The sequence below is a fragment of the Rhodococcus sp. Q genome (assembly GCF_005503035.1).
In the GTDB taxonomy this organism is placed as follows: Bacteria; Actinomycetota; Actinomycetes; order Mycobacteriales; family Mycobacteriaceae; genus Rhodococcus_G.
The window spans coordinates 134,085-155,001 of sequence record NZ_SCOY01000004.1 but is presented as its reverse complement, the minus strand read 5'-3'; the positions used below and the strand labels follow the sequence as shown (position 1 = coordinate 155,001).

At 69.2% G+C, this 20,917-nt stretch carries 26 protein-coding genes; 11 read left to right on the top strand and 15 right to left on the bottom strand.

Annotated features, from left to right (window positions below; translation table 11 throughout):
* Position 1: 1 nt before the first annotated feature.
* The 4 genes from FFS72_RS06340 to FFS72_RS06325 all read left to right on the top strand — a co-directional run bounded on the left by FFS72_RS06340 (position 2) and on the right by FFS72_RS06325 (position 3,067).
* Positions 2-835 carry a glutamate ABC transporter substrate-binding protein gene (locus FFS72_RS06340; protein ID WP_050066164.1) on the top strand — a complete coding sequence of 278 codons (834 nt, stop codon included), beginning with the start codon at positions 2-4 and terminating at the stop codon, positions 833-835.
* An 81-nt stretch (positions 836-916) separates the two neighbouring features.
* Positions 917-1,597, top strand: coding sequence for an amino acid ABC transporter permease (locus tag FFS72_RS06335; RefSeq protein WP_137873148.1), 681 nt, complete (start codon positions 917-919; stop codon positions 1,595-1,597).
* Positions 1,594-2,484 carry an amino acid ABC transporter permease gene (locus tag FFS72_RS06330; protein ID WP_137873147.1) on the top strand — a complete coding sequence of 297 codons (891 nt, stop codon included), beginning with the start codon at positions 1,594-1,596 and terminating at the stop codon, positions 2,482-2,484. Before FFS72_RS06335 ends, FFS72_RS06330 begins: the two co-directional genes overlap by 4 nt.
* Positions 2,485-2,491: 7 nt before the next feature.
* The gene (locus FFS72_RS06325; protein ID WP_249353150.1) at positions 2,492-3,067 is read left to right on the top strand and encodes a hypothetical protein; all 576 of its coding nucleotides are present in this window, start codon (positions 2,492-2,494) and stop codon (positions 3,065-3,067) included.
* A 10-nt stretch (positions 3,068-3,077) separates the two neighbouring features.
* Here FFS72_RS06325 and recX read toward each other — a convergent pair whose 3' ends face one another.
* The 8 genes from recX to FFS72_RS06285 all read right to left on the bottom strand — a co-directional run bounded on the left by recX (position 3,078) and on the right by FFS72_RS06285 (position 10,268).
* Positions 3,078-3,710, bottom strand: coding sequence for a recombination regulator RecX (recX, locus tag FFS72_RS06320; protein ID WP_137873145.1), 633 nt, complete (start codon positions 3,708-3,710; stop codon positions 3,078-3,080).
* Between the two features lie 8 nt (positions 3,711-3,718).
* Positions 3,719-4,762, bottom strand: a complete 1,044-nt coding sequence (gene recA / locus FFS72_RS06315; RefSeq protein ID WP_050066167.1) for a recombinase RecA — start codon at positions 4,760-4,762, stop codon at positions 3,719-3,721.
* Positions 4,763-4,972: 210 nt separating this feature from the next.
* Entirely contained in the window at positions 4,973-5,167 is a 195-nt protein-coding gene (locus FFS72_RS06310; RefSeq protein WP_050066168.1) for a DUF3046 domain-containing protein, read from the bottom strand.
* A 99-nt stretch (positions 5,168-5,266) separates the two neighbouring features.
* Positions 5,267-6,427, bottom strand: a complete 1,161-nt coding sequence (locus FFS72_RS06305; RefSeq protein WP_137873144.1) for a glycosyltransferase — start codon at positions 6,425-6,427, stop codon at positions 5,267-5,269.
* A gap of 25 nt (positions 6,428-6,452) precedes the next feature.
* Positions 6,453-7,436 carry an LLM class F420-dependent oxidoreductase gene (locus tag FFS72_RS06300; RefSeq protein ID WP_137873143.1) on the bottom strand — a complete coding sequence of 328 codons (984 nt, stop codon included), beginning with the start codon at positions 7,434-7,436 and terminating at the stop codon, positions 6,453-6,455.
* Positions 7,437-7,505: 69 nt separating this feature from the next.
* Positions 7,506-8,054 (bottom strand): DinB family protein, encoded by a 549-nt coding sequence (locus tag FFS72_RS06295; protein WP_137873142.1) that lies wholly within the window; start codon positions 8,052-8,054, stop codon positions 7,506-7,508.
* Positions 8,055-8,136: 82 nt separating this feature from the next.
* The gene (locus FFS72_RS06290) at positions 8,137-9,645 is read right to left on the bottom strand and encodes a glycerol-3-phosphate dehydrogenase/oxidase (protein WP_137873141.1); all 1,509 of its coding nucleotides are present in this window, start codon (positions 9,643-9,645) and stop codon (positions 8,137-8,139) included.
* A gap of 17 nt (positions 9,646-9,662) precedes the next feature.
* On the bottom strand, positions 9,663-10,268 hold the full coding sequence (locus FFS72_RS06285; protein WP_137873140.1) for a TetR/AcrR family transcriptional regulator: 606 nt from the start codon (positions 10,266-10,268) through the stop codon (positions 9,663-9,665).
* Between the two features lie 68 nt (positions 10,269-10,336).
* On the opposite strand from FFS72_RS06285, the gene FFS72_RS06280 reads away from it, so the two are divergent.
* Together FFS72_RS06280 and FFS72_RS06275 are read left to right on the top strand one after the other, a co-directional pair.
* Entirely contained in the window at positions 10,337-11,917 is a 1,581-nt protein-coding gene (locus tag FFS72_RS06280) for an FAD-binding oxidoreductase (RefSeq protein WP_171018582.1), read from the top strand.
* The gene (locus FFS72_RS06275) at positions 11,914-12,813 is read left to right on the top strand and encodes a diacylglycerol kinase (protein WP_137873138.1); all 900 of its coding nucleotides are present in this window, start codon (positions 11,914-11,916) and stop codon (positions 12,811-12,813) included. The genes FFS72_RS06280 and FFS72_RS06275 overlap by 4 nt, the downstream gene beginning before the upstream one ends.
* A gap of 13 nt (positions 12,814-12,826) precedes the next feature.
* Here FFS72_RS06275 and FFS72_RS06270 read toward each other — a convergent pair whose 3' ends face one another.
* Genes FFS72_RS06270 through FFS72_RS26360 form a run of 3 tightly spaced genes read right to left on the bottom strand, consistent with a single transcriptional unit; the run spans position 12,827 to position 14,983 of the window.
* Positions 12,827-13,534, bottom strand: a complete 708-nt coding sequence (locus tag FFS72_RS06270; protein ID WP_137873249.1) for a PIG-L deacetylase family protein — start codon at positions 13,532-13,534, stop codon at positions 12,827-12,829.
* Positions 13,535-13,553: 19 nt separating this feature from the next.
* On the bottom strand, positions 13,554-14,756 hold the full coding sequence (locus FFS72_RS06265) for an MFS transporter (RefSeq protein WP_502704082.1): 1,203 nt from the start codon (positions 14,754-14,756) through the stop codon (positions 13,554-13,556).
* A gap of 53 nt (positions 14,757-14,809) precedes the next feature.
* Positions 14,810-14,983 (bottom strand): hypothetical protein, encoded by a 174-nt coding sequence (locus tag FFS72_RS26360; RefSeq protein WP_171018574.1) that lies wholly within the window; start codon positions 14,981-14,983, stop codon positions 14,810-14,812.
* A gap of 252 nt (positions 14,984-15,235) precedes the next feature.
* On the opposite strand from FFS72_RS26360, the gene FFS72_RS06260 reads away from it, so the two are divergent.
* Genes FFS72_RS06260 through FFS72_RS06250 form a run of 3 tightly spaced genes read left to right on the top strand, consistent with a single transcriptional unit; the run spans position 15,236 to position 17,135 of the window.
* Positions 15,236-15,850, top strand: coding sequence for a biotin transporter BioY (locus tag FFS72_RS06260; RefSeq protein ID WP_137873137.1), 615 nt, complete (start codon positions 15,236-15,238; stop codon positions 15,848-15,850).
* 2 nt (positions 15,851-15,852) lie between these two features.
* The gene (locus FFS72_RS06255; RefSeq protein ID WP_137873136.1) at positions 15,853-16,533 is read left to right on the top strand and encodes an energy-coupling factor ABC transporter ATP-binding protein; all 681 of its coding nucleotides are present in this window, start codon (positions 15,853-15,855) and stop codon (positions 16,531-16,533) included.
* Positions 16,530-17,135: an energy-coupling factor transporter transmembrane component T family protein gene (locus FFS72_RS06250; protein WP_137873135.1), complete on the top strand. Its 606-nt coding sequence runs from the start codon at positions 16,530-16,532 to the stop codon at positions 17,133-17,135. The genes FFS72_RS06255 and FFS72_RS06250 overlap by 4 nt, the downstream gene beginning before the upstream one ends.
* 94 nt (positions 17,136-17,229) lie before the next feature.
* Here the strand turns inward: FFS72_RS06250 and FFS72_RS06245 are convergent, their stop codons facing one another.
* From FFS72_RS06245 to pgsA, 4 genes are all read right to left on the bottom strand, one after another.
* Positions 17,230-18,045: a PspA/IM30 family protein gene (locus tag FFS72_RS06245; RefSeq protein WP_137873134.1), complete on the bottom strand. Its 816-nt coding sequence runs from the start codon at positions 18,043-18,045 to the stop codon at positions 17,230-17,232.
* A gap of 196 nt (positions 18,046-18,241) precedes the next feature.
* Positions 18,242-18,625, bottom strand: a complete 384-nt coding sequence (locus FFS72_RS06240; protein WP_137873133.1) for a helix-turn-helix domain-containing protein — start codon at positions 18,623-18,625, stop codon at positions 18,242-18,244.
* A gap of 88 nt (positions 18,626-18,713) precedes the next feature.
* Complete coding sequence (locus FFS72_RS06235; RefSeq protein ID WP_137873132.1) at positions 18,714-19,214, bottom strand: CinA family protein; 501 nt, start codon at positions 19,212-19,214, stop codon at positions 18,714-18,716.
* A complete protein-coding gene (gene pgsA / locus FFS72_RS06230) occupies positions 19,211-19,822 on the bottom strand; it encodes a CDP-diacylglycerol--glycerol-3-phosphate 3-phosphatidyltransferase (protein WP_137873247.1) in 612 nt (203 codons plus the stop codon). The genes FFS72_RS06235 and pgsA overlap by 4 nt, the downstream gene beginning before the upstream one ends.
* Positions 19,823-19,928: 106 nt before the next feature.
* On the opposite strand from pgsA, the gene FFS72_RS06225 reads away from it, so the two are divergent.
* Positions 19,929-20,453 carry an amino-acid N-acetyltransferase gene (locus FFS72_RS06225; protein ID WP_137873131.1) on the top strand — a complete coding sequence of 175 codons (525 nt, stop codon included), beginning with the start codon at positions 19,929-19,931 and terminating at the stop codon, positions 20,451-20,453.
* A gap of 109 nt (positions 20,454-20,562) precedes the next feature.
* Complete coding sequence (locus FFS72_RS06220; protein WP_137873130.1) at positions 20,563-20,850, top strand: YciI family protein; 288 nt, start codon at positions 20,563-20,565, stop codon at positions 20,848-20,850.
* Positions 20,851-20,917: the final 67 nt, after the last annotated feature.

Below are 20,917 nucleotides of genomic sequence, written 5' to 3'. Positions count from 1 at the left end.
CATGAGGATCACCCGAGCGCTGCGAGCCGGGATCGGCCTGGTCGCAGTCGCCGTCGTTGCCACCGCCTGCGGAGGCGACGAGACCAAGAGCGCCAGCGAGAGCGCCGAGTCCGGCACGCTGACCGTCGGCATCAAGTTCGACCAGCCCGGCCTCGGCCTGCGCAACCCGGACGGCACGTTCAGCGGCTTCGACGTCGCCGTCGCCACCTACGTCGCAGAGAAGCTGGGCGTTCCGGAGTCCGGGATCACCTTCAAGGAGTCGCCGTCGGCGCAGCGCGAGACGCTGATCCAGAACGGTGAGGTCGACTACGTCGTCGCGACGTACTCGATCACCGACGCGCGCAAGGAGAAGGTCGACTTCGCGGGCCCGTACCTGACGACGGGGCAGTCGCTGCTGGTGCGGTCCGACAACACGGACATCACCGGACCGGAGTCGCTCAACGGGGGCAAGAAGTTGTGCTCGGTGACCGGTTCGACGCCGGCCCAGAAGGTCAAGGACACGTACGCGAACGACGTCCAGCTTCAGGAGTTCGACACCTACTCCGCTTGTGTCGAGGCGCTGCGCAACGGTGCGGTGGACGCGGTCACCACCGACGCCGTCATCCTCGCCGGTTACGCCTCGCAGTACCCGGGTGAGATGAAGGTCGTCGGTGAGCCGTTCACGGTCGAGAACTACGGCATCGGACTCGCCAAGGGCGACGACGAGACCCGCGCCAAGATCAACGACGCGATCGAGGCGATGATCGCGGACGGGTCGTGGCAGGCCGCCCTCGAGGAGAACGTCGGACCGTCCGGGTACCAGATCCCGGCGCCTCCGACCGTCGATCGCTACTAGGCGCGCTTCGCGCGCGTGAGTGATTGTCACCCCCGGTCGGGGTGGCAATCACTCACGGCGGCCGAGCCGCAGGAGGATTCCGTGGACCTGATCAACGAGTACGGGGACCAACTGATCTCCGCGTTCTGGACGACGATCCAGCTGACCGCACTGTCGGCGATCGGTGCGCTCGTCATCGGCACCGTGCTGGCCGGCATGCGGGTCTCCCCCGTGCCCGTCGCGCGGTGGCTCGGCGCGGGCTACGTGACGATCTTCCGGAACACTCCCCTGACGTTGATCATCATCTTCTGCTCGTTCGGTCTCTACCAGACGATGGGTGTCCACCTGGCTCCCGAAGACTCACCGACATTCCTGGTGGACAACAACTTCCGGCTGGCCGTCCTCGGCCTCAGCGTGTACACGGCGGCATTCGTGTGCGAGTCCCTGCGGTCCGGGATCAACACGGTGCACGTCGGGCAGGCGGAGGCCGGTCGATCACTGGGCCTGACCTTCGGCCAGAACCTTCGACTCATCGTGCTGCCCCAAGCCTTCCGCGCGGTGATCGCCCCGCTCGGCAGCGTCCTGATCGCCCTCACCAAGAACACCACCATCGCCTCGGTGATCGGCGTGGCGGAGGCGTCACTGCTGATGAAGACGATGATCGAGAACGAGGCCGCCATCTTCGCGATCGGCGGGATCTTCGCACTCGGCTTCGTGATCCTGACCCTGCCGATGGGTCTGCTCTTCGGCTATCTCGGCAAGCGGATGGAGGTCGCCCGATGAGCGCCGAGGCAACAGTCCTCTACGACGCCCCCGGCCCTCGCGCCCGAGCGATCTACCGCGTCGCCTCCGTCGCCGTCGCACTGCTCCTCCTCGCCGTCGGCTACCTGGTGTTCCAGGCACTCGACGACAAGGGCCAGCTGACCGCAGCGAAGTGGGATCCGTTCCTGGAGTCCACCTCGTGGACGACCTACCTGATTCCCGGCATCCGCGGCACCCTCGTCGCGGCCGCGATCTCGATCGTCCTCGCACTGATCCTGGGCGGACTGCTCGGCATCGGCCGTCTGTCCGATCACCGCGCCATCCGGATGGTGTCGGGTTTCGTCGTCGAACTGTTCCGCGCGATCCCGGTGCTGATCCTGATGATCTTCACCTACCAGGTGTACGCCGAGTACCAGGTGTTCAAGTCGACCTACCTCGCCCTGGCGGCGGTGGTGACGGGCCTGACGCTGTACAACGGCTCGGTGATTGCCGAGATCGTCCGCGCGGGCATCGTGTCGCTCCCGAAGGGCCAGACCGAGGCCGCGCAGGCGTTGGGTCTGCGCAAGAGCCAGCTCATGTTCACGATCCTGCTGCCACAGGCCGTCACGGCGATGCTGCCCGCGATCATCTCCCAGATGGTGGTGGCGCTGAAGGACTCGGCGCTCGGCTACGTCATCGGCTACGTCGAAGTGGTGCGCTCGGGCCAGCAACTCGGCGCGTTCTACGGCAACTACCTGCCCGCTCTGCTCGTCGTCGCGGCGATCATGATCGTCCTGAACTCCTCGCTGTCCGCGCTCGCCACCTACGTCGAGAAGCGTTTGCGCAGTGGGCGGAAGGGGCGCGCCGTACCGATCGTGCCTGCGGTGCCGCCGGCAGCGCCGGGTATGGACCTGACCGCAGGTGCATGACCCGCACGTGACGGTGCACACCGGTGCGCCCCGCTGGTGGCGTGCGACGACCGGGATCGCCGTTCCGTGCCTCGTTGCCGCCGCCTGTGGGGTGATGCTCTGGTCGTCCGCGGCCCCGGTCGTGGACTTCGTGTACTTCATGCTCGCCGGGTGGGCACTGGTGCTGCTCGGCATTGCCTGGCTCGTTCTCGTGGTGATCGGGTGGTTCCGCTACCGCACCGTGCGACGAACTCTGCTCGCGCCCGCGGTCGTCGCTCCCGCGTTCGTACTCGTCACCGCGGCGCTGGTCGTGGTGCAGGCACCGTTCCGACTCGGATTCCTGGTGTCGAAGCCCGCGCTGGCCGACGCCGCGGCCGATTGCACCTACTCCCTCGAGCACCGTCGAATCGGTGTCTACTCGGTGCGGTCGACACGGGAATTCGACGGCGGATGCCTGTTCTTCACGCAGGGCGGACTCATCGACTCCGTCGGTATCGCGTACCTACCGGAAGGCGTGCCACATCTCGGCGCACCCCGCCACGACGGGGACATCGGGTACGACCACATCGGCGGCGACTGGTACCGATTCGTGGAGCGGTTCTGAGCGCGACTGCTCAGTCGAGAAGTTCGTCGATCTCCGAGCCCGCTTGAGCGAGTTCGGTTTTCACGACGTCGAACGACATGCCCTGCGGGTAGCCGCGGCGGGCGAGCATCGACACCAGGCGGCGCACGAGGCGGTCCCGCTCGCTGCTCCGCCCACCCGGGCCGTCGACCTCGAAGTCCAGTGACGCGGTCCTGAGCTTGCGCCGTACCAACTCGGTGGCGCGGGCACGCTCGTCGTCGCCGTCGATCTCGTCCAACGCAGTGGCCGCCACCTCCGGCGCGACACCCTTGGTGCGCAACTCCATTGCCAGCGCGCGTTTGCCCTTGCCGGAATACGTGTGCCGTGAGTGGACCCACTGCGAGGCGAACGCGACGTCGTCGACCAGCTTCACCTCGGCGAGGCGATCCAGGACCCGGACGATCACATCGGGGGCGAACCCCTTGTCCGTCAACTTCTTCGACAGTTCCGCGCGACTGCGTGCGCGGTCCGTCAGGAGGCGCAGGCACAGGTCCTTGGCCTGCGCCTCCTGCTCGGCCGGAGCGAGGGAACCGACGTCGACGCCACGCCGCGGCTCGCGGCGGCGCTGCTCGCCTCCGTCATCGACACGGCGACGCGCCGGCCGGGAACGGTCGTCCGGTTCCATGCCGAGACCTAGAAGTCGACGGGCTCGTCGTCGGTGCCCTCGACGGTCACGTCGGCACCGATGCCCAGCTTCTCCTTGATCTTCTTCTCGATCTCGTCGCGAATGTCGGTGTTCTCCAGCAGGAACTTGCGGGCGTTCTCCTTGCCCTGCCCCAGCTGGTCGCCCTCATAGGTGAACCAGGAACCCGACTTGCGGATGAACCCGTGCTCGACACCCATGTCGATGAGCGAGCCCTCCTTCGAGATGCCCTGACCGTAGAGGATGTCGAACTCGGCCTGCTTGAACGGCGGGGACACCTTGTTCTTGACGACCTTGACGCGCGTGCGGTTGCCGACCGCGTCGCCGCCGTCCTTCAGGGTCTCGATACGCCGCACGTCCAGGCGCACCGAGGAGTAGAACTTGAGCGCCTTACCGCCGGTGGTGGTCTCCGGCGAACCGAACATCACGCCGATCTTCTCGCGCAGCTGGTTGATGAAGATGGCCGTGGTGCCCGAGTTGTTCAGGGCGCCCGTCATCTTCCGGAGTGCCTGGCTCATCAACCGGGCCTGCAGGCCGACGTGGCTGTCACCCATCTCGCCCTCGATCTCCGCGCGCGGCACGAGCGCGGCGACGGAGTCGATGACGATGATGTCGAGCGCACCGGAGCGGATCAGCATGTCGGCGATCTCGAGCGCCTGCTCACCGGTGTCGGGCTGGGAGACGAGGAGCGCATCGGTGTCGACACCGAGCTTGCGTGCGTACTCCGGGTCGAGTGCGTGCTCGGCGTCGATGAACGCGGCGATGCCGCCTGCCGCCTGTGCGTTCGCGACGGCGTGCAGCGCGACCGTCGTCTTACCCGAGGACTCCGGACCGTAGATCTCGACGACGCGGCCGCGCGGCAGACCGCCGATACCGAGTGCCACGTCCAGCGCGATGGAGCCGGTGGGGATCACCGAGATGGGCTGGCGAGCCTCCTCACCGAGACGCATCACGGAACCCTTGCCGAAGTTCTTGTCGATCTGCGCCAGTGCGAGCTCGAGCGCCTTGTCGCGATCGTGTGCCTGCGGTGCCATCGGTTCTCCTTAGTCAGCTGCTCGTGTCGAGTGACTCGCGAATCGAGCGGGTCTCACGGTGTTGTCGTCACCGTAGAGGGGGGCACCGACAAACTTTGCCGACGCGCTGGACGGGTACCCCCACAGCATAAGCGAACACCTGTTCGAGTCAATCGAGTGGGGCGGCGTGTCGGACACCGGAACGCCTGGTCCGCGCCCCTTCCGCGCCGACTACCAGCGGGATCGCGGGACGTCGAAATCGGCGCACAGCGCCCGCCACACCTCACGGGGCTCGTAGCCGGCCTCGATCGCCTGGGCAGCAGTTTTGCCGCCCAGGCTCAGCAGTACGTGGTCCACGAGCAGGGAGTCGCCATAGAGCCGGCCGAACTCGCCGTGTACCAGTTCGTTGAACTCGGTCAGTCGCACACGGCCACGGTAGTCGGGGCGACGGCGGCGACGTCAATCCAACGACGGCCGTGCCGTCCATCTACTCGACGGCGGTGCCGTCAGTTCCAGTTCCGGCGATCAGGACAGCGCGGCTGCGGCCACGGCCCGGCACACCGCCACGGGATCCTCGACGTCCGGGGCGGTCTGTGCCGCGCGCTGCGCCGCCTGCGCGAAGGACGGGTCACCGAGCACCTGCTGCACCGCGTCACGCAGCGCGTCCCGGCTCAGCGGCCGCACGACCACCGCGCTGCCCTGCCGGGCCGCCCGGTTGGCCAGCTCCCACTGATCGCCGCCACCGGGCACCGCGACCACGGGGACGCCGGCCAGGAGCGCCTTCGCGAGCATTCCGTGCCCTGCGCCGCACACGACGACCGACGCCGAGGCGAGCAGCGCGTCCTGGCGTCCGAGTCCGGCCCGCGCCCACGATGGCAGGTCGGCGGGCGGTGTGTCGAGCATGGAGGCGACGACCCGCACGCCGGCTCCGTCGAGTGCCGCCAGCGCGGTCTCGAGCATGCCTTCGGCTCCGGTGTGCGCGGTGGACGGCGCGATCATCACCAGCGGTTCGTCACCCGGCGGCACGTCGAGGAGGTCGGTGGTCGGTTCCCACAGCAGCGGCCCGACGACGTGCGCGTTCTCGGGCCAGTCGGGGCGGGGCACCTCGAGTGCGGGCAGCGTCGCGATCAGCCGGGCAGCCGGGCCGGGGTCCAGCGCGGGCAGGCCGACTCCGACCCGCGCTTCGGACCGTTGCCGCAGTCCCTGCCTGATCGACCGGCCGGTTGCCGCGCGCATCATGGAGTCACGCAGCCTGCCGCGCACGCCCTCACCCGGCGCGAGGCCGCTGCCGATCGGTGGGAGACCCACCGACGGTGAGTACAGCGGATGCGGGGACAGTTCCACCCAGGGGACGTCGAGACGTTCCGCGGCCATGCCGCCGCCTGCGGTGAGGATGTCGGAAACCACCAGCTCGGGCAGCATCGCGCTCAGGTCAGGCAGGATCTCGGTCGAGATGTAGGCGGCGCGGGAGTGGATTCGTGCGCCCGCGTCGAGGTCGTCGTCCTCCGGCCTGGGGGCGAGGCCCTTCAGCTTCCGGACGGAGATCCCCGCCTCACGGGCCGGGTCGAGCCAGCGGTCGCCGGTGAACAACACCGGATCATCGCCCGCGGCACCGAGTTTCAGGCACAGGGCGATGGCGGGGATGGCATGGCCGGGATCGGGTCCGGCGACAACGGCGACGCGCATCCGACCAGGGTGCCACACCCGCCGATCAGCCGGACACGAGTGGCCCGAGTGTGCGTCCGGCCAGTTCGACCATCCCGGGCTGGTGACCGTTGGTGACGAGGTTGATCACGACCCCGTCCACACCCTGGTCGAGGACGCGGCGCTGGATCTGCTCGGCGACGTCGTCCGGCGTCCCGACGAACTGGCGGTCGGTGGCGGCGGCTCGGGCGTCGTCCGAGAGCACATCGAGATCGATGCCGCGCGAGAGGAGGAACTCGCGCTGCGACTGCCTGGCCCGGTCGCCGTCTTCGTCGAGCATCACGAATGCCAGGAAGCTGGTGTCGAGAGTCGCTCGGTCGCGGCCGGCTTCCTCGCAGCGCTGAGCGAGGGCATCGAGTTTGCGTGGCAGTTCCGACGCGTTGCAGATGATGTTGAGATGGTCGGCGTACCGCGCGGCGTAGCCGAACGTCTTGCGTTCCCCGCCGCCCCCGAGCAGGACCGGAAGGGTGTCGCGGATCCGGGGCTCGTTGATCGCACCCTCCGCGCGATACCAGCGTCCGTCGACCGTGGGCCGCTGCCCGCGGAGCATCGGCACGATGATCTCGAGAGCCTCCCCGAGCCGGTCGAACCGATCGGTGAAGGTACCGAACTCGAATCCGAGTTGCCGATGCTCGAGTTCGAACCAGCCCGCACCGATCCCGAGAACGGCGCGACCCCCGCTGACGACGTCGAGGGTGGTGACGGTCTTCGCGAGCATCGCCGGGTTGCGATACGTGTTGCCGGTGACGAGTGCCGACAGCGCGATGTCGGTGGTGGCCATCGCCAGCGCGGACAGCGTGGTGTACGCCTCGAGCATCGGCTCGTCGGGTTCACCGATGCCGGGCAGTTGATAGAAATGGTCCATCACGAACGCGGTGTCGAAGCCCGCCGCCTCCGCCTCGCGGACCTGGGCGACGACGGTCGGGAACAACTCCCGCACCGGGGTTCCGTACGTGAAGTTGGGGATCTGGTATCCGAGGCGAATGCTCATGTCGCCCAAAGGTACTCCCGCGCGCCCGACCGCACTTCCCGCGCCGCGACGTATGCGAGGAATGTCCGGTCAGAACTCCATACCGGCGTCCGCGCCCATCTGCATGGTGGTGTTCGCGCCGTCGAGACTCTCTCGGATGATGTCCGCATGCCCCGCGTGCTGCGCGGTCTCCCGCAGCACGTGCATGAGGATCTTGCGAGCACTCCACCATTCCCGCTCCGGAGCCCACGGCGCCGTCGGCAGGGGGACGGCCAGGTCGAGGTCGAGGTCCGCGAGCAGCGCGTCGGTCTCCATCGCAACGGTCGCGTAGCCCGCCGTCAGCGACTCGACGGTGTCGTCCTCACCGACCGTCCACGACGCCATACCTTCCGCCATGTCGAACTGCGCGTTCTCGTCGCATTCACGGATGGTGCGCATCCAGTTGCGTTCGGTGAAGGACACGTGCTTGAGCAGCGCGATCAGCGTCAGTTCGCTTGCCGTGGTTCGGGACCGCGCGCCGACCTCGTCGAGTCCGCGGTACGCGATGAGGAACGTGCGACGCTGCTCGGCGAGCAGATCGAGGATGTCGGACTTCGCACTGCTGGAACGAGCAGCGCCGTTGGAAGAACTTGCGACCATGATGTGAACTCCCGAATGGGTCGGTGCAGCCTGGTGTACCGGACTCCCCCACACTACGACCGACCCCCGACAGGTTTCTCGGTCAGCCGAGCGCCTCCCGCGCCGCGTCGAGCGCACGCTCGCGATCCTGGGGGACGAGTCCGATCCGGGTTCGCCGATCGAGCAGGTCGTCGACGTCGAGCGCACCCTCGTGCGTGACCGCGAACGCGAGTTCGGCCCGGGTGACGTCGATTCCGTCGGCCACCGCTACGAGCTCCCCCGACTTCGCGACCGCCGCGGATTCGCCGCCGTAGCGGGCACGAAGCGACTGCGGCAGTCCGGCGGGCTCGGGACGGGTTCCGGCACCGACGAGCGGCAGGTTGGTCGTGACGCACGGTCCCGAGGTCAGTCCGCCGACTCGGACTGCGGTGTCGACCGCATCCTGGGCCATCTTCCGGTAGGTGGTCAGCTTGCCTCCGACGACACTGATGACCCCGCGGTCCGACGTCAGGACCGCGTGATTGCGGGACAGGTCGGCGGTGGCGCCGTCGCCGGTGTCGAGCAGTGGGCGCAGTCCCGCGTAGGTGGCGAGGACGTCGGTGCGGGTCAGTTCGACACCGAGCGCGGTGTTGACGGTCGTCAACAGGAAGTCGATCTCCGACTCGGTGGCAACCGGGACGTCGGGGATCTCCCCGGGCGCCGCCTCGTCCGTCAACCCCAGGTAGACGCGACCCAATTGCGCGGGCAGCGCGAACACGAAGCGGTTCGTCTCCCCCGGGATCGGGACGGTGAGTGCCGCCCGCGGATTGCCGAGCCGCTCCGAGTCCAGGACCAGGTGGGTCCCGCGACTCGGCTTGAGTGCGATGCTCGGGTCGACCTGCCCGGCCCACACGCCGGACGCGTTCACCACGGCGCGGGGACGCACGGTCGTCTCCTCGCCCGTCAACTCGTCCCGCAGTCGGACGGAGTCGCCGGTCACGTCGTATGCCCCGACCCGGGTGAGGATGCGCGCGCCGTGCCCGGCCGCGGTCCGCGCGATCGCGACAACGAGCCGCGCGTCGTCGATCAACTGTCCGTCGTACGCGAGCAGTCCCCCGCGCAGGCCGTCGCGCCGCACGGCGGGTGCGAGGTCGATCGTTTCAGCGGCGCCGATCCGGCGCGATCGCGGAAGCACCGACGACGAGGTCCGTGCCGTCGCACGCAACGCGTCCCCCGCGAGGAAACCCGTTCGCACCAGAGCCTTCTCGAATCGTCCGACGGACGGCAGCAGCGGAACCAGCTGCGGTAGGGCACGGATGAGGTGAGGCGCGGTTCGCGTCATGAGGATGCCGCGTTCGACGGCGCTCTCCCGGGCGATGCCGACGTTCCCGGTCGCGAGGTAGCGCAGACCGCCGTGCGCCAGTTTGGAACTCCACCGGCTGGTGCCGAACGCCAGATCACGGCGCTCGACGAGAACCGTCCGCAGGCCACGGGACGCGGCGTCGAGTGCCGCTCCGACTCCGGTGATACCGCCGCCGATCACCAGGACGTCGATCGGGTCTCCGTCTCCGAGACCGGACAGTTCCCGGGCGCGGCGGGTGGCGTCGAGCGCGGTCGGGGCGTGGGCGTGCACGGTGAGCTCCTAGTGGGTCAGGCGGACGGGGTCAGGTAGGCGTCGACGGCGGCGACGAACTCGACGAGGAGCGCCTCCGGCGCGACGAGTTCGGCGACCATTCCGGCGGACTGCACCGCGGACTGCATCATGAGCAGCACCGTGGCGCCGATCGCGACGGGGTCGCCGACGCGGATCGATCCGTCGGCCTGGCCCGCTTCGACAGCGGGCACCAGGTGGTCGAGGATCGCACGCTGGCTCGCGCCGAGCCGGCCGACGATGTAGGTGACGAGCAGTTCGGGGTCCGATCGCAGGATCTTCTCGAACAGCGGGTGGGTGCGGACGGTCTCCGACATCCCCGCGACCACCGCAACCAGCTGGGCGCGGGCACTGCCTCCGCCGGACGGCTGCGGCATCGCCGTACCGATCTCCCGGGTGAGGAGGTCGGCGACGATTGCCCCGGTGTCGGGCCAGCGCCGGTACACCGTCGGCCTGCTGACTCCTGCCCGACGCGCGATCTCGGCGAGGGTGGTGCGCCGCACACCGAACTCGACGACACAGGTGCGTGCCGCGTCGAGAATCTGGTCGTCGACGCTGCGCGCGGAGCTCTGCGCCCCGGAGGATTCTTCGTTACGGATAGACATCGTATGTAAGACTGTAACGCATGGAGACCATCGGATCACCCGAACGGCCGGCCACTGCGGCCCCGACCATGGAGTGGGACGCCTGGGGGCTCGGCGAGCACCGCAAGCAGCTCTCACCCCAGATTCTCGGCCTGCTGCGGGCCGCGCTCGGCGTCGACGCCGAGCAGACCGCGCCGCCCAGCGAATCGGACGTCACCCTGCGCCCGAGCGCCCTGACGGACGCGCACCGCGACGCCCTGGCATGGCTGCTCGGCGCAGACAACGTCCACACGGACGACGCCACACGCCTGCGCCGCGCCGGCGGAAAGTCGACCCCGGACCTGCTGCGCCGCAAGGCAACCGAGCCACAGGACGCACCGGACGCCGTTGTCATGCCCGCCTCGCACGACGAGGTTCTGGCGCTGCTGGAGTGGTGTGCCCGCACCGGCGTCGCCGTGGTTCCGTTCGGCGGAGGCACCTCAGTCGTGGGCGGGCTCGATCCGGTCCGCGGCGGCTTCGACGCCGTACTGGCGCTGGACCTGCGCCGCCTGGACGCCCTGGTCGACCTGGACCCGGTGTCCGGAATCGCCGTCCTGCAGGCCGGACTGACCGGCCCCCAGGCCGAGGCGCTCCTCGGCGCCCACGGCTTCTCGATCGGCCACTTCCCGCAGAGCTTCCAGTTCGCCACGATCGGCGGATTCGCCGCCACCCGCTCGTCCGGGCAGGCGTCCGCGGGCTACGGCCGCTTCGACGACATGGTCCAGCGACTGCGCGTCGCCACCCCGTCCGGTTCGCTGGACCTCGGACGCGGCCCGGCCTCGGCTGCAGGTCCCGACCTCCGGGAACTGTTCGTCGGATCGGAGGGCACCTTCGGCGTCATCACCGAGGTCGCGGTGCGCGTGCACCCGGTGCCCGAGACGACCGCGTACCGCGCATGGTCGTTCCCCGACTTCGAAACCGGCGCTGCCGCGCTTCGCACCGTCGTACAGACGGGCGCGGCACCGACCGTCATGCGACTGTCCGACGAGGCGGAAACCGGTCTCAACCTCGCACTGGCCGGCGACATCGGCGGCGACAGCCCGGCCGCCGGCTGCCTGGCGATCACCACCGTCGAGGGCACTGCGGCGCACGTCCGTGCGCGATCCGACGAGGCCAACGAGCTGCTCGCCGCGGCGGGCGGCACCGATCTCGGCGACGCCCCCGCGCTCTCCTGGGAGCACGGCCGCTTCGACGCTCCGTACCAGCGCGACGCCCTGCTCAACGCCGGGGCGATCGTCGAGACCCTGGAGACGGCGACCGAGTGGTCGAACCTGTCGGCGCTCCGCGGCGCCGTCACCACTGCCCTGACCGAATCCCTTGCAGCACAGGGCACGCCGCCGCTCGTGATGTGCCACATCTCGCACACCTACGCCACCGGCGCTTCGCTGTACTTCACGGTCGTCTGCGCGCAGACGGCGGATCCGCTGGCCCAGTGGGCGGCGGCGAAGCAGGCTGCCGGTGACGCGATCGTCGCGACGGGCGGAACCATCACCCACCACCACGCCGTGGGCCGCGACCACCGACCGTGGATGTCAGCGGAGATCGGAGATCTCGGAGCCTCGGTGTTGCGGTCGGTCAAGGACGCACTCGACCCGTCCGGGATCCTCAACCCTGGCAAGCTGATCCCATGAAATCGGTGACGGTGCTGACCAATCCCCACGCGGGCGGCGGACACCCCCGTGAGGTGGCTGCCGCAGCGACCGCGCGGCTGCGCGACCGCAGACTCGAGGTCACCTCCATCGAGGGCACGACCGCGGACGATGCGCTGACCGTGGCCCGCGCCGCGGTCGCCGCGGGCACCGACGCCCTCGTCGCGGTCGGGGGCGACGGGCTGATCAACATCGCGTGGCAGGCCATCGCAGGAACCGGCGTTCCGCTGGGCATCATCCCCGGCGGCACCGGCAACGACCACGCGCGCCTCTTCCACGTCCCGGTCGACGACCCCGTCGCCGCCGCGGACGTCATCGCGGACGGCACCGTCGCCGACGTCGACCTCGGTCGGGTCACCCGCGGCGACGGCAGCACCCACTGGTTCGGCACCGTCCTGGCCAGTGGTTTCGACTCGCTCGTGACGGACCGGGCGAACCGGATGCAGTGGCCCCGCGGACCGATGCGATACAACCTCGCGATGATCGCGGAACTGGCGAGCCTGCGGTCGATCCCGTACCGCATCGTTCTCGACGACCGCACCCTCGAGGTCGACGCGGCGATGGTGTCGCTCGGAAACGGCACCTCCTACGGCGGCGGCATGCTGATCGCACCCGGGGCCGAACTGACCGACGGCAAGCTCGACGTCGTGATCGTCGCTCCCGGTAGCCGCACCAAACTGGTGCGCCTGTTCCCCACCGTCTACAAGGGCACACACGTCGACCTCGACGAGGTCCAGGTGTTCCGGTCGCGCACCGTGCGATTGGAGGCCGCAGGCATCGTCGCGTATGCGGACGGCGAACGGATCGCGCCGCTACCGATCGACGTCGAGGTGGTCCCTGGCGCCGGTCGGGTACTCATCGGAGCACCGGTGCGCTGACACCGGGACGCCGTCAGAACGTGTAGAGCTCGAATCCGACTGCACGTTCGGCGGCGAATCCGGCCTTCGGTCCGGTCGCCATCGCAATCTGGGCGGCGGCCTGTTCCTCGACCGGGGTGTCGGAGAGCGCGGTCAGGTAGCGCGCGTGCTCGGTGAGCGACGCGACGGCGGCCGCGACACTGTCGGTGACGTCGACGGCGTGGGTGTACCCGATCATGACGTTCAGCGCGGCCAGCCGTACGCCCGTCCATCGCGGTTCGGGCAGGTCCGGAAAGATCCACTCGTTCGCGGCGTCCGAGACCGCGTCGAGTGCGGCCTGCCCGACCGCACGGTGGTCGGCACTGTTGCGCAGTCCCGGCGCCCACGTCTCGCGGTGATTCATGGTGACGACCATGTCGGGCCGGTGCCGCCGAATCGCACCGGCGAGGGAGCGGCGCAGTTCCAGTCCGTACTCGAGGCGGCCGTCGGGGTGGCCGAGGAACTCCACTTCGTGCACTCCGACGAGGGCCGCCGACCGCTGCTCCTCGGCCTCGCGAAGTGGGCCGCACTCGGCCGGCGCGAGGCCCTCGATGCCCGCCTCCCCGCTCGTCGCGAGGACGTAGCGAATGTCCTTGCCCTGCGCGGTCCACCGCGCGACGGCGGCCGCGCACCCGTATTCGATGTCGTCCGGATGCGCGACGATCACGATGCCGCGGTTCCAGTCCTCGGGTACGGGTTCCACGGTTGCGTGCTCCATGTCGTCAGCATGCCTGCCGTACCGCGACGGCGCGCGACGCGACACGCAGATCCAACGCCCACACCGCGACCGCGACCACCGCGAGCACCAACCCGAGCACGCAGACGCCGGCCCAGCCGTGCGTCGACCATGCCACCGATCCGAGCGCGGAACCTGTTGCGCCGCCGACGAAATAGGACGTCATGTACACCGACGTCACACGGGATCGGGCATGCGGCGCCAGCTCGTAGATCACACTCTGGTTGCTCACGTGCACACACTGCAGCGCCATGTCCGCGATCACCATCGCGGCGAGGAACGCGATCAGGAGGTGCCCACCGAGAGCGAACAGCCCCCACGACGCGCACAGCAACACCGTCCCGACGCCGGTCGTGGCCTGAACGAGGCCACGGTCGGCGAGGCGCCCGGTCGCGTTGGCCATCACAGCACCTGCGACGCCCGCGAGTCCGACCAGTCCGATCGCGACGTCGTCGAGGCCGAACGGCTCGCCCGCCAGCAGGAACGCCATCGACGCGAACACCACGCCCATCGACGCGAAGCTCACCGCGCCGAGGACGCTGCGGGTGCGCAGTCGCGGCTCGTCCCGGAGCAGCCGCCCCATCGACGCGAGTATTCCCCGGTACCTGAGCCCGAGATGCTCCTGCGAACTCGGCAGCGCACGCCACAATGCCGCCGCGACCACCACCATCACGACCGCCGAGACCCGGTACACGGTCTGCCAGCCTCCGAGCCCCGACAACAGACCCGCGACACTGCGGGCCAACAGGATGCCGACCAGCAGTCCGCTCATGACAGTCCCGACGGCGGTCGCGCGGCGTTCCGGTGCGGCAAGGGTGGCAGCGAACGGGACGAGCACCTGCGCTGCCACCGAGAACAGGCCGGCCATCGCCGTGCCGATCATCAGCCACCCGATCGACGGCGCGAACCCGCTGATCGCCTGACCGGTCGCCGCCAGCACCATCAGTCCGACGGCCAGGCGACGCCGGTCCAGGAGGTCGCCGAGCGGGACCAGGAACAGCAGTCCGATGCCGTACGACACCTGCGCGACGGTGACCGTCACGGCTGCCGCGGACTGCCCGACTCCGAGCGCGTCGGCGATCGAGTCGAGCAGCGGCTGGTTGAAGTAGTTGCCACCCGCGCACAATCCCGTCGCGACGGCCATCAGCAGAAGCAGCGGCCGGGTGAGAACGGTATGAGGGGCGGTCACCCCTCCACTGTCCTCGCCGCAGGCGTCATCGGCTCACCGGGACGTCGCCGGCGTCACACCCGGGTGATGTCGTTGGAGTCGCTGTCCGAGAACGCCTTCACCAGGAGGTACACACCGAATACGACGGCGCTGATCGCGAGGATCCAGAACAGTCCCTTCACGAGGACCCCGACCAGGGCCAACGCGATCCAGACGAGCGCCACGATTCCGAGAATCTTCCAGAACACGACAACATCTCCGTTCCGTTCGGGCCGCCACCTGTTGGTTGCCCGTGACCACAAGACTGGCACGGCGCGGCGGACAAATCACCAGCTCAGACGCAAGATCAGGGAAAGATCAGGGTGAACCCGGAGTGCGCGGGGACCTGGCCCCGGGACGGTGGCCCACCAGCCCGTGACCTCGCTGTCCTATTCTCGCTGGGGGCCGGCCCACACCTGAGCGCCGCGCCACCTCACGTCACCCGCACTAGGAGTACACCCGTGTCTGCCCGCCTCTCCGGGACCTCCCCGCTGACTTCCCGCGACCTCGCGCACATCGCCGTGTTCGCCGCCCTGATCATCGCCCTCGGGCTTCCGGGCACCATCAACATCGGCGGATCGGCCGTGCCGATCACCCTGCAGTCGCTCGGTGTGATCCTCGCCGGGGCGCTCCTCGGCCCACGCAAGGGCGTGCTCGCGGTCCTCACCGTCATCGTGCTCGGTCTCGCGCTGCCCGTCCTCGCGGGCGGACGCACCTCGCTCACGTCGCTCTCCGGCGCGACGGCCGGTTTCCTCATCGGCTGGATTCCCACGGTCGCGGTCATCGGCTGGCTGACCGTGAAGATGCTGCCGAACTACTCGGTGGTCAAGGGCACGCTGATCAACGTCCTCGGCGGCGTCGTCGTGCTGTACCTGTGCGGGACCGTCGGCATGCTGCTGCGCGGGCTGTCGTTCGGAACGGCGATGAGCTCGAACCTGACGTACCTGCCGGGCGACCTCATCAAGGCCGTGCTCGCCGCCGTCGTCGCCGCCCAGGTCCACCGCGCCTACCCGATGCTGCTGACCGACAGGGCGACGCGACGCACGCCCGCCGCGGAACCGGACGCCGCAGCCTAGTCATGGTCGCGATCCGGTTCGAGAACGTCCGCCACTCGTACGGCGAACGCAGCGTCCTCGGCGGCGTCGATCTGACGCTGACCGAGCGCCGGATCGGCGTCGTCGGCGCCAACGGCAGCGGCAAGTCGACGCTCGCCCGCACGATCAACGGCCTCGTCGTTCCCACGTCGGGCCACGTCCGCGTCGACGGCCTCGACACCGCGAAGGACGGGCGGGCGGTGCGCCGGAAGGTCGGATTCGTGTTCACCGACCCCGATCACCAGATCATCATGCCGACGGTCGCCGAGGACATCGAGTTCTCGTTGCGACGTAGCGGACTCGACGCGGACGGCCGCGCCGCACGCGTGCGGTCCGTGCTGGACCAGTTCGGCCTCGCCGGGCACGCCGACCACCCCACGCATCTGCTCTCGGGCGGACAGAAGCAGCTGCTGGCCCTGGCGGCGGTGATGGTCACCGATCCCGAGGTGATCGTCGCGGATGAGCCGACCACCCTGCTCGACCTCCGCAACGCTCGCCTCGTCGCGGACACGCTGCGTGGCCTCACCCAGCAGGTCGTGGTCGTGACGCATCACCTGGACCTGCTCGCGGACTTCGACCGTGTCCTCGTCGTCGACGGGGGCGTCGTGGTCGCCGACGGCGCACCGGCCGAATCCATCGCCCACTACATGAAGATCGCCGGATGACGATGCTCGGGCAGTATGTGCCGGGCGCCTCGCTCGTGCACCGGATGCCGCCGATCGCGAAGCTCGCGATCCTCGTCGTGGCGCTCCTGACCATGGCGATCGCGGTCCGGCAGCCGTGGCATCTGGTGCCCGCCGCAGCGCTGACCGTCATCGCCTACGGGCTGTCCCGCATCGGTCCCCGCGCCGCCCTGAACCAGTTGCGTCCGGCGGTGTGGATGCTGCTGTTCGTCGGCGCGTTCCAGTGGCTGTTCACGGGCTGGCAGCGCGCGCTCGTCGTGTGCGGCGTGCTCGGACTGTCCGTCGCCTGGGCCGCGCTGGTGTCTCTCACCACGCGCGTACTCGACATGCTCGACGCGATCCACACCCTGCTCGGCCCGCTGCGCCGGTTCGGCGTCAACACGGACCGTGTCGGACTTGTCCTCGCCATGACCATCCGCTGCATTCCGCTGATCAGCGGGCTGGTCGCCGACGTCACGGAGGCCCGCAAGGCCCGTGGCCTCGGGTTCTCGATCCGTGCACTGGCCGTCCCGGTCGTGATCGGTGCGCTGCGCACCGCCGACGCGATGGGCGAGGCTCTGGCCGCCCGCGGCGTCGACGACTGACCCCACGGAATGCACCAGGGCCCGCCCGGAGGTCATCCGGGCGGGCCCTGCTTCGTGTCTGACCAGTACTTCGTGTCCGGCCAGTGCGTTGGTGCTACTGAGCGGTCGGGTTCTCCGGCTTCGGGGCGGCCGCAGGGGTGGCCGGTGCGGCCGACGGGGCCGCTGCGCCGCCCGAGGGCAGTACGTCACCCTTCATCGAGGCCCGGATCTGCTCCAGACGGCTGTGACCTGCCATCTGGACGCTCGCCTGCTGGACCTCCATCATGCGGCCCTGAACCGAGTTCTGCGCCAGCTCGGCCGAGCCGAGCGCGTTGGCGTAGCGACGCTCGATCTTGTCGCGGACAGCGTCGAGGCTCGGGGTGTTGCCGGGCGCGGACAGCGTCGCGTCCATCGACCGCAGCGAGTCGCTGACCTGCTCCTGCATCTTCGCCTGCTCGAGCTGGCTGAGCAGCTTGGTGCGCTCGGCCACCTTGGCCTGCAGCGTCATCGCGTTCTGCTCGACGGCCTTCTTCGCCTGAGCCGCGGCCTGCAGCGACTGGTCGTGCAGGACCTTCAGGTCCTCGACCGACTGCTCGGCGGTGACGAGCTGCGCGGCGAACGCCTCGGCAGCATTCGTGTACTGGATCGCCTTCTCGTTGTCCCCCGCAGTCGCAGCCTGGTCGGCGAGCGTGACGGCCTGACGGGCGTTGGCGTTGAGCTTCTCGATCTCGTCGAGCTGACGGCTCAGCTTCATCTCCAGCTGACGCTGGTTGCCGATGACCGATGCAGCCTGCTGCGACAGCGCCTGGTGCTGACGCTGCGCGTCCTCGATTGCCTGCTGAATCTGAACCTTCGGGTCCGCCTTCTCGTCGATCTTCGAGTTGAAGAGCGCCATCAGGTACTTCCAGCCCTTGACGAACGGGTTTGCCATTGGTTTGATCCTGCCTCCGTCTGAATGCCGCGCCAATCGCGACTCGGTGCGCGACCGTCGCGCACCGACGTTGGGCAACTGCCCTCTGCCTGCTGCTCGCGTCCACCCCACGCGGTGGTCCGAGGTCGAATCTACAACGCTCCGCGCCCCCCGCGCCCACCTCGACGGCCGACAGGCAGCCAGGACGGATCGGACGTCACGCAGCGGCCAACGCGGCCGAAGGCGCCGGGATCACCATCAGGGTGTCCTCGTCGATCCGAGGAGCCGAGGACGCCGCCTCCAGGGACACCTGCGGGGTACCCGGAATGGTCGCGGACGACGCGCGGGACCGCGAACGGTCCTCCACCGAATCCGACAGGGTCTCGCTCACCTCGTACAGAACCGTCGACAGTGGGACCTCGAGGGCGTCACAAATGGCGGCGAGCAGCTCACTGGAGGCTTCCTTGCGGCCTCGCTCCACCTCGGACAGATACCCGAGGCTCACCCGCGCGGAACTCGACACCTCACGCAGTGTGCGACTCTGGGACACCCGCGTGCGCCGCAGACTGTCCCCGAGCGCTTCTCGCAACAACACGCTCATCTGGCACCTCCATCATGTGCACCCGATCCGGTCACGCTTCCCGTCTACCTTGGTTCAACGAGTCGACACGTCGAGTTGGTTCCCGACCCTATCCCGCCGTGCCGGAACGCACGCGACCGAGGAGGTCCGACACCGCCGCGGCGACCGCTGCGCGGCGGATCTCCCAGCGACCCCCGGGCAACACGAGCTCGCGAACCCGGACGCCATCCGGCCCCGCAACCCCGAGAAACACGGTTCCGACGGGCTTTCCGTCCTGCGGGTCGGGTCCGGCGACCCCGGTCAGTCCGACACCCCAGTCGGCCCCGCATCGCGCCGCCGCACCCGTCGCGAGTTCGGCGGCCGTCGACGCCGCGACAGGTCCGTCGACGGCCAACGTGGCCTCGGCGACACCGGCGAGCCCGGCCTTGAGATCGGTCGCGTACACGATCAGGCCGCCGCGCAGGACGATGCTCGCGCCCGGCACCCCCGCAATCGTCGCGGCCAGCAGTCCCGCCGTCAGTGACTCCGCTGTCGCGACCGTCTGGCGGCTGCGCGTCAGTTCCTCCACCAGGGAGGCGACGTCGGTGCCGTCGACCAGCGGGTCGCTCACCGCGCCGCGTGATGGACGCCGGCGCGCAACCGGATCGACTGCACCACGTAGTCCAGCCCGGTGACGACGGTGAGGAACACCGCCACTCCCATCACGACCGCGGCCGCGGTGGCCCACACGCCGGACAGCGGCAGCAGGTAGAGGCCGATGGCCAACGACTGCACCAATGTCTTCACCTTCCCACCGCGGCTGGCCGGGATCACGCCGTGTCGCAGGACCGCGAAGCGCAGGAGGGTGATTCCGATCTCGCGCGCGGCGATGATGCCGGTCACCCACCAGCTGAGGTCGCCCAGGATGGACAGCCCGACAAGTGCTGCACCGATCAGCGCCTTGTCGGCGATGGGGTCGGCGAGCTTGCCGAAGTCGGTCACCAGCCCGTACTTGCGCGCCAACTGCCCGTCGATCCGGTCGGTGATGGCGGCGACCGCGAACACGACCGTTGCCGCGATCCGCCACTGGGTCTCGTGTCCGTCGCCGACGAACAGCACGACCAGGAACACCGGGACCAGGAGGATTCTCAGAACCGTCAGCACGTTGGCGATGTTCAGCACGGGCACCGGCCGCGCGGGTGCCGCGTCGGGCAGGTCCCCCTCGGGCGCCCCGAGCATCCCTCCCGCGACACTCACACGCGTGCCCTTGTCGGGGCGGTCGGAGGCAGGTGGGGACGACACACGGCTCAGAATATCGTTTGATGCCACGACTACTGTGCACCCCATGACCTCAGGCTCCGACAGCCCCGCCGCGGACGCGCCCCGTGTGCGCCGCGCACGCACGTCCGACGTCACGGACATCAAGCGCCTGATCGACATCTACGCCGGCCGAATCCTCCTCGAGAAGAACCTCGTGACGCTCTACGAGGCGGTTCAGGAGTTCTGGGTCGCGGAGGTGGATGGGGAGGTCGTCGGGTGCGGCGCCCTGCACGTCCTGTGGTCCGATCTCGGCGAGATCCGTACCGTCGCGGTCGATCCGAAGGTCAAGGGCCGCGGCGTAGGGCACCTGGTGGTGGGTCGGCTCGTCGAGGTCGCGCGCGAACTCGAACTGGAACGCGTGTTCGTGCTCACGTTCGAGGTCGACTTCTTCGGCAGGCACGGCTTCGCCGAGATCGAAGGCACGCCGGTGACCGCCGAGGTGTACGCCGAGATGTGTCGCTCGTACGACACCGGTGTGGCCGAGTTCCTCGACCTGAGCTACGTCAAACCGAACACGCTCGGCAACACGCGGATGCTCCTCACGCTCTGAGCATCCACACCGCCCGAGAGACACACCGCCCGAGGCTCCGCCGAGAGGCGTCTGCCACACCCATCGAATGCCGGCATCCGCTGGTGAACAGAAAGAAAGCGAGCCCGACGTGCCCGTCATCGCCGTGGAGTACACCTACAGCTCCGAAACCGCCGCCGCCCGTGACGAAGTCCGCCCCGATCACCGGGCCTGGTTGTCCGGACTGGTCGACGCCGGCACGGTGCTGAGTACCGGTCCGTACGCAGACGGTAGCGGCGCCCTGATCCTGGTGTCCGCAGCCGACGAGAACGCTGCCCGTGCACTCTTCGAAGCGGACCCGTTCGCGCGCGCCGGGCTGATCGACGGTGCCCGATTCACCGAATGGCGGCCGATCATGGGCGCATTCGTGTCGTCCTGACGTCGCGCAACCCGACCGAGAAGACACACGGCTATCTCGGTATCACGACGCAGGCGGGGTCGAGCGC

Excerpts from the sequence above, each read along its gene's own strand:
- FFS72_RS06340 (WP_050066164.1), top strand. The coding sequence starts at position 2 with ATGAGGATCACCCGAGCGCTGCGAGCCGGGATCGGCCTGGTCGCAGTC.
- FFS72_RS06330 (WP_137873147.1), top strand. The coding sequence starts at position 1,594 with ATGAGCGCCGAGGCAACAGTCCTCTACGACGCCCCCGGCCCTCGCGCC.
- recX (WP_137873145.1), bottom strand. The coding sequence starts at position 3,710 with ATGGAACCGGACGACCGTTCCCGGCCGGCGCGTCGCCGTGTCGATGAC.
- recA (WP_050066167.1), bottom strand. The coding sequence starts at position 4,762 with ATGGCACCGCAGGCACACGATCGCGACAAGGCGCTCGAGCTCGCACTG.
- FFS72_RS06305 (WP_137873144.1), bottom strand. The coding sequence starts at position 6,427 with ATGCGCGTCGCCGTTGTCGCCGGACCCGATCCCGGCCATGCCATCCCC.
- FFS72_RS06300 (WP_137873143.1), bottom strand. The coding sequence starts at position 7,436 with ATGAGCATTCGCCTCGGATACCAGATCCCCAACTTCACGTACGGAACC.
- FFS72_RS06295 (WP_137873142.1), bottom strand. The coding sequence starts at position 8,054 with ATGGTCGCAAGTTCTTCCAACGGCGCTGCTCGTTCCAGCAGTGCGAAG.
- FFS72_RS06285 (WP_137873140.1), bottom strand. The coding sequence starts at position 10,268 with ATGTCTATCCGTAACGAAGAATCCTCCGGGGCGCAGAGCTCCGCGCGC.
- FFS72_RS06280 (WP_171018582.1), top strand. The coding sequence starts at position 10,337 with ATGGAGTGGGACGCCTGGGGGCTCGGCGAGCACCGCAAGCAGCTCTCA.
- FFS72_RS06275 (WP_137873138.1), top strand. The coding sequence starts at position 11,914 with ATGAAATCGGTGACGGTGCTGACCAATCCCCACGCGGGCGGCGGACAC.
- FFS72_RS06255 (WP_137873136.1), top strand. The coding sequence starts at position 15,853 with ATGGTCGCGATCCGGTTCGAGAACGTCCGCCACTCGTACGGCGAACGC.
- FFS72_RS06250 (WP_137873135.1), top strand. The coding sequence starts at position 16,530 with ATGACGATGCTCGGGCAGTATGTGCCGGGCGCCTCGCTCGTGCACCGG.
- FFS72_RS06245 (WP_137873134.1), bottom strand. The coding sequence starts at position 18,045 with ATGGCAAACCCGTTCGTCAAGGGCTGGAAGTACCTGATGGCGCTCTTC.
- FFS72_RS06240 (WP_137873133.1), bottom strand. The coding sequence starts at position 18,625 with ATGAGCGTGTTGTTGCGAGAAGCGCTCGGGGACAGTCTGCGGCGCACG.
- pgsA (WP_137873247.1), bottom strand. The coding sequence starts at position 19,822 with ATGCTCGGGGCGCCCGAGGGGGACCTGCCCGACGCGGCACCCGCGCGG.
- FFS72_RS06225 (WP_137873131.1), top strand. The coding sequence starts at position 19,929 with ATGACCTCAGGCTCCGACAGCCCCGCCGCGGACGCGCCCCGTGTGCGC.